Raw genomic sequence first — 11,725 nt, 5'->3', positions numbered from 1 at the left:
CCCTGTACCCGGTGGTGAGCACCCGCCAGCAGGGCGCCGCGCTGATCCTGGTGCTGTGGGCATTGGCCGTGCTCAGCCTGCTGGCCGCCACTGTGGTGGCCAGCGTGCGCCTGGAAAACCGCCAGAGCCACAACGAGCTGGAGCGCAGCAAGGCCCAGTTGGCCGCGCAGGGCGGGCTGGCACTGGCGGTGCAGATGCTGCTCGGTGAGCCAGGGCGCTTGCCCACCGACGGGCAGCGGCAGGTGTTCGACCTCGACGGTACCCGCCTGACCCTGAGCGTGCGCAGCGAGCATGGCAAGCTCGACCTCAATTTCTGCCAACCCGAACTCTTCGCCAGGCTGCTGACCCACCTGGGCGCCGACCCGCAACGGGCGGCGCTGCACGCGCGCCAACTGCAACAGCAGCGCGCCCAGGGCAAACCACTGCGCCACCTCGAAGAGCTGTTGCAGGTCACCACCCTCAGCACCGATCAATACCAGCGCATCCTGCCCTTCATCACCCTGTGGGGCGGTGACGGCGTGCCGGTTGCCGCGTTTGCGGCGCCGACCTTGCGCAAGGCCCTTGACCTCAAGGCAGCATCGCCCGCTGCCAGCAACCCGGGCTCGATGCTCAGCATCGATACCCAGGCCGAGCTTGGGAGCGGGACCACGGCCGGCTTGCTGGCCACAGTGGTGCTCAATCCGGGCGACGGTGATGGCACTTTGTACCGGGTGCTGCGCTGGCAGGAACGCTAGTCGATTAACGGCCTGGTTCGGGAGTGTGTTTTTATCCCGCGCAAATTGTTATCATTTCCTACTTTTTGCGCGCCCGCTTAATCGGTTGTGCGCCTGCTGTAGCCCGAGTGCCGTGAAGATATGGACATCATCGCAAACCTCATAGGGCGCCTTGTGGCTCAAGGCAGCCTGAGCCGTGACGGGCTCGAACAGCTTGCTCGCCTGCGTGGCGACCAGCCCGACAGCGCCGTGCCCGAATTGCTTGGGCGCCTGGGCCTGGTCTCCGAGCCCGACCTGGCCACGGCCTGGTCCGCGGCATTGGGCTGGCCACGCTTCGCCGGCCAGGCCGAGCCGGTCGACGCCGAACACCTGCCAGGCTTGCCTTCGCGCTTTTTGCTGCACCACGCCGTGGTGCCGGTGGGGCGCAGTGCCGATGGCCTGCTCGAGGTGGTGGGCTCGCGGCCCTTGAGCGACTACCCCTTCCAGGCCATCGAATACGCCACCGGTTTGCGCGTGCGCAGGCTGGTGGGGCTGCACAGCGAAGTCGAGCACATCATCGAACGCAGCTACGGTCAGGGCCGCACGGCGATGGGCTCGCTGACCGAGCACTTCGAAGACAGCGCCGAGCCTGACGATATCGATCACCTCAAGGACCTGGCCTCCGAAGCGCCGGTGATCAAGCTGGTCAACCTGATCCTGCAGCGTGCGGTCGAGATGCGTGCTTCAGACGTGCACATCGAACCCTTCGAAAACCGCCTGAACGTGCGCTACCGCGTCGACGGGCTGCTGCGCGAGTCGGAGTCGCCGCCGGTGAGCTCGGCGGCCGCCGTGATCTCGCGCATCAAGATCATGGCCAAGCTGGACATCGCCGAACGTCGCCTGCCCCAGGACGGGCGTATCGTGTTCCGCGTGCAGGGCAAGCAGTTGGACCTGCGGGTATCGACGCTGCCCACCAGTTTTGGCGAATCGGTGGTGATGCGCCTGCTGGACAGGCAAACGATTGCGTTCGACTTCGTCGACCTGGGGTTCGACGGCCAGCGCCTGGAGCGTTTTCTCGACGTGCTGCAGCGCCCGCACGGCATCCTGCTGGTGACCGGGCCCACCGGCTCCGGCAAGACCACCACCCTGTATGCCGCGCTGTCACGGCTCAATACCGCCGAGCGCAAGATCATTACCGTCGAAGACCCGGTGGAATACCAGCTAGACGGCATCAACCAGTTGCAGGTAAAGCCGGCCATCGGCCTGGATTTCGCCGGAGCGCTGCGCTCGATCGTGCGCCAGGACCCGGACGTGATCATGATCGGCGAGATCCGCGACCTGGAAACCTGCCGCATCGCCATCCAGTCGGCGCTCACCGGGCACCTGGTGCTGTCGACCCTGCACACCAACAGTGCCTGTGCCAGTATCGCGCGGCTGCTCGACATGGGCGCCGAGGGCTACATGCTGGCCTCGACGGTGAATGGCGTGCTGGCGCAGCGGCTGGTACGTCGCCTGAATCCGGCGCACCTGGAAGCGTTCGATGCGCCGGCGGCACTGGTGGCCGAGCACCGCCTGGACCGCTACACCGACGCACGCCCCGTGCAGTTGTACCGGCCCAGGGCGGATGCGCCCAATGGCGGTTACCAGGGGCGGGTGGCGATCACCGAGTTGCTGGTGATGAACGAAGAGATCCGCGCACTGCTGATGGGCAAGGCCGACAGCGCCACGCTGGAGCAGGCGGCGCGCAAGGGCGGCCTGCGCACCTTGTACGAAGACGGCCTGCGCCTGGCGCTGGCCGGCGTCACCAGCCTGGAAGAAGTGCTGCGCGTGACCCGCGATGACGCAGGGGCGGGGGCATGACGCAGTTTCGCTACCAGGCTCTGGAGAAGGATGGCAGCCGTGCCAGCGGGCAGCTCGAGGCGGGCAGCGTCGAGCAGGCGGTCAGCCAGTTGCAGGCCGGCGGGCTGATGATCATCGACATCCGCCCGGCCCGCAGCGGTGTGCTGGCGGCTGCATTGTTCAGCCGCGCCACGATCCCGGGTGCCGAAATCGCACGTTTTACCGAGCAGTTGGCAACCCTGCTCGATGCCGGCCAGCCGCTGGAAAGCGCGCTGGCGCTGCAGGCTCGCCAGGCCGGCAAGCAGCCCATGGGCGAATTGCTCGGGCGCCTGCTGGAGCAGGTCAAGGGTGGCAGCTCGCTGTCGGCGGCCATGGCCGAAGAGCGCCAGGTGTTCTCCAATTTCTACCTCAGCCTGGTGCGCGCCGGCGAAGCGGCCGGCATGCTCGCGCAAACCCTGGCACAGCTGGCGCACTACCTGGAGCGCTCGCAGAGCATGCGCAGCGAGATGATCAGCGCACTGATCTACCCGGCGTTCCTGGTGGTCGGCGTGCTCGGCTCGCTGATCCTGCTGCTGGCCTATGTGGTGCCGCAGTTCGTGCCGATCTTCAAGGACCTGAACGTCGAGTTGCCGCTGATCACCGAGGTGATCCTGCACGTGGGCGAGTTCCTGGCGCAGTGGACCCTGCACCTGTTGCTGCTGCTGGCAGTGGGCGGCTGGTGGCTGGCTGTCTACCTGCGCGACCCGGCGCGGCGCCTGGCGCTGGATACCCGCCTGTTGCGGCTCAAGGCCTTCGGCCCGGTCATGCAGGGCATGGAGACCGCACGCTTCGCCCTCACCCTGGGCACCTTGCTGGACAAGAAGGTCAGCCTGCTGGCAGGCATGAACATCACCCGCCAGGTGGCCAGCAACCGCGCCATGGGCGCAGCCCTGGAGCAGGCCACGCTGGGTGCCAAGGAAGGCCGCGCACTGTCGGCCGCGCTGGAGCAGACCCGGGTGTTCCCCGAGCTTGCGGTACAGATGATTCGCGTCGGCGAGCAGTCCGGGCAACTGGGCGCCATGCTGCTCAAGCTCGCCGAAATCTATGACAAACAGACGCAGAGCACGCTCAAGCGTTTCATGGCGGCGCTGGTGCCGATGCTGACCCTGATCATGACCGGCCTGGTCGCGATCATCATGTTGGCGATCATGCTGCCGTTGATGAGTTTGACCAGCAATATCTAAAGGAAGAGAAGGTGAACATGCGCCATAGCCGTCGTCGTAACCAAGGTTTTACCCTGTTGGAAATGCTTGCCGTGGTGGTGCTGTTGGGCATCGTGGCAACCATCGTGGTACGTCAGGTGGGCGGCAACGTCGACAAGGGCAAGTACGGTGCGGGCAAGGCGCAACTGGCCAGCCTGAGCATGAAGGTCGAAAACTACGCCATGGACGTCGGCGCTGCACCGGCACGCCTCGAAGACCTGGTGACCGCGCCTGCCGCCGCACGCGGCTGGCAAGGCCCGTATGCCAAGAACAGCGACCTGCTCGACCCGTTCGGGCATGCCTTCGGTTACCAGAGCCCCGGCGAGCACGGCAGTTTCGACCTGGTGTTCCTGGGGCGTGACGGCCGCGTCGGCGGCAGCGGTACCGATACCGACCTGGGCAACTGGGAATAGCCTTGCGCCAGGCCGGTTTCACCCTGCTGGAGATGCTCGCGGTGCTGGTGGTGATCAGCATTGCCTTCACCCTGCTGGCCTCCGGGGTCAGCCGGGGGCTGGCCGGCGCGCGTGAGCGCCAGGCCACCGCCGAACTGATCCAGAGCCTGCGCCAGGCGCGCAGCCTGGCGGTATTCGAGGGCCGGCCGGTGGCCTTGCAGGTGGACCTGCGTACCCGCTGCTACCACCTCGAACAACGCCCACCACGCTGCCTTGAACAGGGTACCGAACTGCGCGTGGAAACGGCGGCGGGGGTGGCCGGTGAAGGTGTGGCCTTTGCGTTCTATCCCGATGGCAGCAGCAGCGGTGGCAACCTGCAACTGAGCAGCGCGGCGCGCCAGACGCGCATCGACGTGGGCTGGCTCACCGGCAGCGTCAGCCTTGCGCAGGGTGCGCGATGAAACGCGGGCAGGGTGGCTTTACCCTGATCGAGATGGTCGCGGCCACGGCGTTGTTGGCCGTGGGGCTGGGCATCGTGCTGAACAGCATGGGTCAGTCGATGCAGTCGTTCGCTCGCAACGAGATGAAGACGCGTATGGGCCTGCTGGCCCGTTCGCTGATGCAGGACAGCAGCGCCGGGCCGTTGCAGGTCGGCATCACCCGCGGTGAGCAGGACGGCATCGACTGGCGCCTGGAGTGCACTGAACAGGGCGCCGCCTCGCCCGTGCGTCTTTTGCACCTGCGTCTGACACTGAGCCATGCCGGCCGCGAAGAAACCTTCACCACGCTGCAGGTGCGTGGCCTTGAACAGAGGCTGCAGCCATGAGGCGCATGCAGGGGTTTACCTTGCTCGAAGTGATCGTCGCGATCAGCCTGCTGGGCCTGTTGCTGGTGCTGGTGGCGAGCAGTTTTTCCACCGGTAACCGCTCGCTGCAGAGCAGCGCGCAGTACGCCGAGCGTCTCGACGAAGTGCGGGCTTCGCAACGCTTCGTGCGTCAGGCGCTGCAGGACGTGCGCCCGCTTGCGCTGACCGACGCGGGCGGCTGGGAGCGCCTGTTCGAAGGCGATGCCCAGCGCCTGCGTTTTTTTGCCCCGGTGCCATTGGGGATCGGCGGCGGCCTGAAGCTGCATGAGCTGGCGTCGGTGCAGGGCAGCGACGGTGCATGGCAACTGAAAGTGAAGTTTTTCGAGCTCGATGGCGAGCGGCCCTGGGGCAGCGAACAGGTCTTGATGACCCGGTTGCAGCAGCTGCACTTCAGCTACCGCGGCCTGGATGAAGAGCGCCGCATGACCGGCTGGCTGGACCAGTGGCCATGGCCGGAGCGCTTGCCGCAGCGGGTGCGTATCCAGGCCGAGGCGGATGGGCCGGTGCGCTGGCCATTGATCAGTGTTGCGATTCGTACGGGCCAACAGGTGGGAGCGCTTGCGCAATGAAAGGTAAAAGCATGCCGCCGGCACTCGACGTGCTGCTGGGGCAACTGCGCGAACGCTACGGCGCATCGCCCCTGCCGGGTTTTATGCACTGGTGGGGCAAGGAACTGCTGGCCTGTGTGCCAGCAACCCTGCGCGAGCGGGTAACCACGCAGCGCACGTCTGCGGCGCTGTCGTGGCCGTTGGCTGAGCCTCACGGCATCCCGCCCGGGCGCGGCGTGACCTTGTTGCTGGCGCCGGGCGAGGCCCTGTTGTGCACCTTGCAACTGCCTCGCCAGGCCGCAGCCAACCTCCGTTCGGTGGTGGGCTATGAGCTGGACAAACACACCCCGTTCAGTGCCGATCAGCTGTATTTCGATGTGCGTGCCCAGGCCGCAACTACGCCCGGCTGGCTGCAGGTGCAGTTGCTGGTGATCCCGCGTGCGCGCCTGGACCTTGTGCTGCAGCAGGCCCAGGCCGAGGGCATTCAGGTGGTGCGGGTCGATGCCCTGGATGCGGCAGGCCAGCCGTATGCGATGAACCTGATGCCCGCGCCACCGCGCGACCGCCAGGCCCAGCGTGTGCAGCGCCTGAGGTACGGCTTTGGCGCCGCCATCGGGTTGCTGCTGGTGTTGAGCCTGGGCACCTGGCTGGGCAATCGCGAGCAGGCGTTGCACGCCATGGAAGCTGAGGTGGCGCAATTGCGCGGTCGTGCGCTGCAGGTCGATGCCATGCGCAAGCAGGTACTGGCGCGCGCCGAGACCGAGCGGGCCTTGCAAGGCCAGGGCAGCGAGCGCCAGACCAGCGTGGCGCTGCTCAACCTGCTGACCACCTGCCTGCCCGCCGACACCTGGCTGGAACAGCTCGAACTGCGCGCCGACGCCAGTGTCAGGCTCAGCGGCGCTAGCCGTCAGGCCAGCAGCTTGCCGGGCCAGTTGGCGCAGTGCGCCGGCCTTACCCAGGCGAGTTTCCAGGGTGGCTTGCAGCCTGAGCGCGACACCGGGCTGGAGCGTTTTACCCTCGTCGCCCAGCGCCGCCAACCGGGAGCCTGACGCCATGCAACTGACCCGAGGCGCGCAGCGTGCCTGTGCAATCATCCTGGCCTTGCTCGGCGTACTGCTGGCCTACCTGGTGCTGGTGCACTGGTGGCTGGTGGCGCCGTTGCAGCAGATGGCCGAAGAAGAGCAACTGCTGCAGGCGTCCTATCAGCGTTTCGCCGCCCTGGAGGCGCAGCGCGAGGTGATGCAGGCGCGCCTGGGCGCGGTGCGCGAGCAACCGTTGCACAGCGACAGCCTGCTCGGCGGCAGCGAGCCGCAAGCAGGCTCGGCGCAACTGATGCAACTGGTGGCCGAGCGCGTGTCGCTGCAGCCGGCCACGGGGCTGGCCTGCAGCGTGCTGAACCGCGAGCCCCAGCCTGCCCAGGCGCAGGGTCAACTGATGCTGATCCGCGTGAACGTCGACCTGGAGTGCGGTATCGAGTCGCTGGCCGCGACCCTGCACCGTTTTGAAAACGAGCCGCCCTACCTGCGTGTGGACGCCTTGAACATTCGTCGCAGCGAGCAGCCCGCCGCCGCACCGGAACAGGCCGGCCGGCTGGCCGTGCAGGTGCAGGTCAGCGGCTACCTGAGCGTTGCCCAGGACGCTGCCCATGAATGAACTGCGCCAGCTCTACCGACCCCTGTTGCCTCTGGCTGCCGCCACGGCCGTGCTGTTGAGCGTTTGGATGCTGCTGCTCAATGGCGTCGGTGCCGCCGTGCAGTGGCCTGACATGCCGGCCCGCGCCCAGGCCCCGTTGGCGCAAGCGCCTGCCGAAGCCGTCACGCCTGTTGCACCGCCCCAGTTGCAGGAATACCAGCAGGTCTGGTTGACGCCGCTGTTCCAGGCCAACCGTCAGCCCGATGCCGCCAATGCGGCGGCGGGCACGTTCGACGCGGCGCCGCTGCTCGACAGCCTGGTGCTGACCGGCATCGTGGCCGCGCAACAGGTCCGTGTGGCCTTGCTCAAGGACAATACCGGTGAGGCGCTGTCGCTCAAGGAGGGGCAGATGCTGCCCAATGGTTGGCTGCTCGAGCGCATCGGCGAGCGGCATATCGAACTGGTCAATGGGCCCACCCGGCAGACCCTGGAGCTTTCCACGCCCAGGCTGCCGATGACATTCCCCTGAACCCTACTGATTGTTGATCGTTATCAAGGATTGAAATTCGTGCTCAATCGTTTTGCGCTTTCGTGCCTCGCGACCCTGCTGCTGCAAGGCTGCGTCAACCCTGTTCAATCCACCTCGCAAGACGATGGCCTGATTCGCGAAGGGCTGGCCGGCACCGGTGCCGACGCGCCCTTGCCGGTGCCTGGCGGGCCTCTGGCAGCTCCACAGCCTGGTGCCCTGGTGTCGCCCCAGCCGCCGCGCCAACAGATAGTGCGCGGCAGCCAGCAGTTCGTCGGCACGGCCGCGGCGCGCCCGGCCAAAAAAGTCGAAGACCCGCAGAACAAGGTGACCTTCAACTTTTCCAACCAGCCGATTGCTGCGGTGATCAACACCATCCTCGGCGACCTGCTGCAGGAAGACTTCAGCATTGCCCAGGGCGTGAGCGGCGAGGTGTCGTTCTCCACCGCCAAGCCGGTGGACAAGGGCCAGGCGCTGTCGATTCTGGAGACGTTGCTGTCGTGGACCGGCAACGCGCTGGTACGCCAGGGCGAGCGCTACCTGGTGGTGCCGGCCGGCCAGGCCGTGGCCGGGCAGTTGACCCCGCAGCGGCGCATCCCGGCGCCGGGCGGCGGCCTGAGTGCGCGGCTGTTCACCCTCGACTACATCTCGGCGGTGGAGATGCGCAAACTGCTCACGCCGTTCGCCCGCGAGAATGCCTTCCTGCTGGTGGACCCGGCCCGCAACGCGCTGGTCATGGCCGGTACCCCCGATGAGCTGAGCAATTACCAGGACACCATCGACACCTTCGACCTCAACTGGCTCAAGGGCATGTCGATCGGTGTTTACGGCCTGGAGCGCGCCAACGTCGCCGAGCTGATGCCCGAGCTCAACCAACTGTTCGGGCCGCGCAGCAACACGCCGCTGGCGGGCATGGTGCGCTTCCTGCCGATCGAGCGGACCAACGCCATCGTGGCGATTTCCTCGCAGCCCGAATACCTCAACGAGGTCGGGCGCTGGATCGACACCATCGACCAGGGCGGTGGCTACGAGCCGCAGATGTACGTGTACGACGTGCGCAACATGAAGGCCAGCGACCTGGCGCGCTACCTGCGCCAGATCTACGCCAACGAGCCCGTCGGCCAGTCCGGGCGCGGGCAGGTGGCGCCGGGGTTGCGTACCCTGACGCTGTCGTCGGGCGGCAAAGGGGCGGGCAGCGCGGGCAGCACACAGGGCGGCATGGGCAGCCTGGGCAGCGGCCTGTCGACCGGCGGGGCGCAGGAAACGGCCATGGAGCCACGCGTCAGCGAAACCGAGGACGAGGCGCTGTTCGACGATGCGGGTGCCCCTCCGGGTGGGCCGGCCACGCCGGGTAGTACAGCGTCCGAAAACCAGGTGCGCATCACTGCGCAGCAGAGCAGCAACCAGTTGCTGGTGCGTTGCCGACCGACCCAGTGGCAGGAGATCCAGGCGGCGATCCGGCGCCTGGACAACCCGCCGCTGCAGGTGCAGATCGAGACGCGCATCCTGGAAGTCAGCCTGACCGATGGCATGAACCTGGGCGTGCAATGGTACCTGGGGCGCCTGGCTGGCAACTCGACCACGCCGGGCATCCAGAATGTGTCGGGCAGCCAGGGTGCGCTGGGGGCGGGCGGTGCCGCGTTGAAGGCCACCGACACGCTGTTCTACTCCTTCGTCAGCAACAACTTGCAGGTGGCCCTGCATGCGCTGGAAAGCAGCGGCAACACGCGGGTGCTGTCGGCGCCGTCGCTGGTGGTGATGAACAACCAGAACGCGCAGATCCAGGTGGGTGACAACATTCCGATCAACCAGACCACCATCAACCTGGACAACACCACCGTCAACACCAGCAGCGTGCAGTACGTGCAGACCGGCGTGATCCTGGACGTGGTGCCGCGCATCAACCCGGGTGGCCTGGTGTACATGGACATCCAGCAGCAGGTCAGCGACGCCAGCAAGATCGTCGACAGCAACGGCAACCCGAGCATCTCCACCCGTGCGGTGTCGACTCAGGTAGCGGTGCAGAGCGGGCAGACGGTGCTGCTGGGCGGCTTGATCAAACAGAACGAGGCCAGCAGCAACAACAGCGTGCCGTACCTGGGCCGGGTGCCGGGGCTGGGCTGGTTGTTCAGTGATCGTCAGCGCAACAAGGACCGTACCGAACTGATCGTGCTGATCACGCCCAAGGTGGTGTCCGACGGCAGCAGTGCGCGGCAGATCACCGATGAGTATCGCCAGCAGTTGCAGTTGATGCAGCCGATGGGGGAGGGGAGTTGAGGGGGGCAGTTCAGGGATTAACGCACGCGCTGCCGGGGGAGTAGTGATCGTCGCCGAGGACGCCAATCGATGATTTGAATTGCCCACTGCGGCGTATCGAATCGCAGCGGGCTCAATGAGTTGATCTGGAAAATCACTGATCCTTTGGCGTGGGCGGATGATCACAGTGCGTTTTCGATCACGTCCCCATCCTCTATGTCCAGGAATATGTTTTCGTCCATGGCCAGTGCTACGCGCAAGTCAATGACTTGATCAATGGTGCGCAGCACCTCGCATATTTCCTGATTGGAGAAGGGTTGTCGAAGTTTTGCTGAAACTGTTTTCCATATTCTTTCGAGGTCATCGTTTTCTGTCGATGAAAGGACATCAAGGAATGTAATGATGAATCTTTCGTCGGGCGCATATTTTTCTAGCAGGCTTACAACATCAGCGCCTGTAATCGGTCGTACGAGCATAGATCACCAGGGTGGTTTGGCAGGGCCGTGTTAAGAGCTCCGCCAAGTTGTTTGTCGATCGGTAAATGGCCAGTCTCGACGTAACGCTTCAACCGACCCCAAGTATTGGCAACCGACGCTGCGCTGTATACTGCCCGTCTATTGTTATTGGGAGGGACCGGGCAGGCGTTGTTCGTAATGCCAAAATATCAGGTGCTACTCAGATGACTTATCTGAAAGTCTTTGCATAAAATTGCAAGTTCGGCGCCTTGGCTTGGCTCTAAATAGATAAGCTTAATATTTCCGTTCAGTAGAGATGCTGTGAGTTCGTCCAATTTGCTGTTGGTGAGAAATGAGGCGGCGTCGGAAAGGCTTGTCAGCCATTTCATGGTCTCTCTAATGGCTTGTTCTGATACCGAGTTTCCATCAAAAATAATAGCGCGAGATATTATGTTGTGAGGCGTGAAGTCTGTCACTCTATAGTGCGAACATTGCTCGAATAATAATTCAAGTGTGATGTTTTCAGTTGTTTTTACTACTACTTTCAAGCGTGCAGGGGTAGTCGCGGCGTCTATGCAAATTATTTCTGCATCATGCAGTTTTTTTAGATTTTCATACGGCATTTGATGGCTCTCAGTAATCAGTTGATGGGTCGTATGGGCGAGCACTCGTGCCTCGAACGGGTCCGCCATTACTGTCACGTCCCCATTCGTGAACGTGGGGGATTCCTTGTCCGTGGTCATGGTCCCAGTCCACATCTTTGGTGGGAAGGCCGTCCGAGCCATACCACCGCTCTTGGCCGCTTCCCGGGTTTACAAATTTCGAGCCAGGCTCACCTGTATTGGGCGTCTTGGAGGGCCTTTGTGCTTTATCATTATTTTTTTCAGGTGATTTAGTCGAATCTTTCGGAGGGCTATGTCCACTTGAGCTTTCGCTAGCTTTTTGCCATTGAGACGACCTATCAATATCTGAGCCAGGGAAGGAAAGAGGGCCGATGCTGACGTCCCCTTGACCGTGTTGGCTAAAACCGTTCAAAGCAGTTTGAATCGTCAATGTTGCGCTAAGGGCTGTCAGAGCATAAACCATTGCAACAAGCAGGTGTGCATAACGTCCGTCTGGATCAACATACTTATAGGGATTATTGTTAGCGTAGGTGTAACGATTAAAACTGTGGAGGTTCTCTATCTGAAAGTCGACTGGATCAACTCCCATGAACCGTCCTAACACCGGATTGTAATAGCGCGCCCCCATGTACGAAAGACCGAGTGCGATCCATAAA

Annotated in this window: 14 protein-coding genes; 11 read left to right on the top strand and 3 right to left on the bottom strand. The window is 64.0% G+C overall.

The window, feature by feature from the left end; translation table 11 throughout:
• The first annotated feature begins 14 nt into the window (after positions 1-14).
• From KUO17_RS15515 to gspD, 11 genes are all read left to right on the top strand, one after another.
• Positions 15-734: a type II secretion system protein GspK gene (locus KUO17_RS15515; protein WP_341869621.1), complete on the top strand. Its 720-nt coding sequence runs from the start codon at positions 15-17 to the stop codon at positions 732-734.
• Between the two features lie 120 nt (positions 735-854).
• Entirely contained in the window at positions 855-2,552 is a 1,698-nt protein-coding gene (locus tag KUO17_RS15510; RefSeq protein WP_217976425.1) for a GspE/PulE family protein, read from the top strand.
• Positions 2,549-3,754: a type II secretion system F family protein gene (locus KUO17_RS15505; RefSeq protein ID WP_217976424.1), complete on the top strand. Its 1,206-nt coding sequence runs from the start codon at positions 2,549-2,551 to the stop codon at positions 3,752-3,754. Before KUO17_RS15510 ends, KUO17_RS15505 begins: the two co-directional genes overlap by 4 nt.
• A 17-nt stretch (positions 3,755-3,771) precedes the next feature.
• Positions 3,772-4,185: a type II secretion system major pseudopilin GspG gene (gspG, locus tag KUO17_RS15500; RefSeq protein WP_217976527.1), complete on the top strand. Its 414-nt coding sequence runs from the start codon at positions 3,772-3,774 to the stop codon at positions 4,183-4,185.
• Between the two features lie 2 nt (positions 4,186-4,187).
• Positions 4,188-4,625 (top strand): GspH/FimT family pseudopilin, encoded by a 438-nt coding sequence (locus tag KUO17_RS15495; RefSeq protein ID WP_217976423.1) that lies wholly within the window; start codon positions 4,188-4,190, stop codon positions 4,623-4,625.
• Entirely contained in the window at positions 4,622-4,990 is a 369-nt protein-coding gene (locus tag KUO17_RS15490) for a type IV pilus modification PilV family protein (protein WP_217976422.1), read from the top strand. Before KUO17_RS15495 ends, KUO17_RS15490 begins: the two co-directional genes overlap by 4 nt.
• Positions 4,987-5,598, top strand: coding sequence for a prepilin-type N-terminal cleavage/methylation domain-containing protein (locus tag KUO17_RS15485; protein WP_217976421.1), 612 nt, complete (start codon positions 4,987-4,989; stop codon positions 5,596-5,598). Before KUO17_RS15490 ends, KUO17_RS15485 begins: the two co-directional genes overlap by 4 nt.
• Positions 5,595-6,626, top strand: coding sequence for a type II secretion system protein GspL (locus KUO17_RS15480; protein WP_217976420.1), 1,032 nt, complete (start codon positions 5,595-5,597; stop codon positions 6,624-6,626). Before KUO17_RS15485 ends, KUO17_RS15480 begins: the two co-directional genes overlap by 4 nt.
• Before the next feature lie 4 nt (positions 6,627-6,630).
• Positions 6,631-7,230, top strand: a complete 600-nt coding sequence (gene gspM / locus KUO17_RS15475; protein WP_217976419.1) for a type II secretion system protein GspM — start codon at positions 6,631-6,633, stop codon at positions 7,228-7,230.
• Positions 7,223-7,738 (top strand): type II secretion system protein N, encoded by a 516-nt coding sequence (locus KUO17_RS15470; protein ID WP_217976418.1) that lies wholly within the window; start codon positions 7,223-7,225, stop codon positions 7,736-7,738. The genes gspM and KUO17_RS15470 overlap by 8 nt, the downstream gene beginning before the upstream one ends.
• A 39-nt stretch (positions 7,739-7,777) precedes the next feature.
• Entirely contained in the window at positions 7,778-10,012 is a 2,235-nt protein-coding gene (gspD, locus tag KUO17_RS15465; protein ID WP_217976417.1) for a type II secretion system secretin GspD, read from the top strand.
• Between the two features lie 161 nt (positions 10,013-10,173).
• Here gspD and KUO17_RS15460 read toward each other — a convergent pair whose 3' ends face one another.
• From KUO17_RS15460 to KUO17_RS26695, 3 genes are all read right to left on the bottom strand, one after another.
• Positions 10,174-10,467: a hypothetical protein gene (locus KUO17_RS15460; protein ID WP_217976416.1), complete on the bottom strand. Its 294-nt coding sequence runs from the start codon at positions 10,465-10,467 to the stop codon at positions 10,174-10,176.
• 188 nt (positions 10,468-10,655) lie between these two features.
• Positions 10,656-11,069: a hypothetical protein gene (locus tag KUO17_RS15455; protein WP_217976415.1), complete on the bottom strand. Its 414-nt coding sequence runs from the start codon at positions 11,067-11,069 to the stop codon at positions 10,656-10,658.
• Positions 11,070-11,079: 10 nt separating this feature from the next.
• Positions 11,080-11,725: RHS repeat-associated core domain-containing protein (locus KUO17_RS26695; protein ID WP_255263605.1), on the bottom strand; the 646-nt coding region annotated here is incomplete at its 5' end.

Source organism: Pseudomonas aegrilactucae (genome assembly GCF_019168305.1).
Taxonomy (GTDB): domain Bacteria; phylum Pseudomonadota; class Gammaproteobacteria; order Pseudomonadales; family Pseudomonadaceae; genus Aquipseudomonas; species Aquipseudomonas aegrilactucae.
This window is presented reverse-complemented; position numbering and strand designations above follow the sequence as displayed.

What these genes read in the sequence shown, in the direction of transcription:
- KUO17_RS15470 (WP_217976418.1), top strand. Translation starts at nt 7,223, where the DNA reads ATGAATGAACTGCGCCAGCTCTACCGACCCCTGTTGCCTCTGGCTGCC.
- gspG (WP_217976527.1), top strand. Translation starts at nt 3,772, where the DNA reads ATGCGCCATAGCCGTCGTCGTAACCAAGGTTTTACCCTGTTGGAAATG.
- KUO17_RS15480 (WP_217976420.1), top strand. Translation starts at nt 5,595, where the DNA reads ATGAAAGGTAAAAGCATGCCGCCGGCACTCGACGTGCTGCTGGGGCAA.
- gspM (WP_217976419.1), top strand. Translation starts at nt 6,631, where the DNA reads ATGCAACTGACCCGAGGCGCGCAGCGTGCCTGTGCAATCATCCTGGCC.
- KUO17_RS15490 (WP_217976422.1), top strand. Translation starts at nt 4,622, where the DNA reads ATGAAACGCGGGCAGGGTGGCTTTACCCTGATCGAGATGGTCGCGGCC.
- KUO17_RS15455 (WP_217976415.1), bottom strand. Translation starts at nt 11,069, where the DNA reads ATGCCGTATGAAAATCTAAAAAAACTGCATGATGCAGAAATAATTTGC.
- KUO17_RS15505 (WP_217976424.1), top strand. Translation starts at nt 2,549, where the DNA reads ATGACGCAGTTTCGCTACCAGGCTCTGGAGAAGGATGGCAGCCGTGCC.
- KUO17_RS15510 (WP_217976425.1), top strand. Translation starts at nt 855, where the DNA reads ATGGACATCATCGCAAACCTCATAGGGCGCCTTGTGGCTCAAGGCAGC.
- KUO17_RS15460 (WP_217976416.1), bottom strand. Translation starts at nt 10,467, where the DNA reads ATGCTCGTACGACCGATTACAGGCGCTGATGTTGTAAGCCTGCTAGAA.
- KUO17_RS15485 (WP_217976421.1), top strand. Translation starts at nt 4,987, where the DNA reads ATGAGGCGCATGCAGGGGTTTACCTTGCTCGAAGTGATCGTCGCGATC.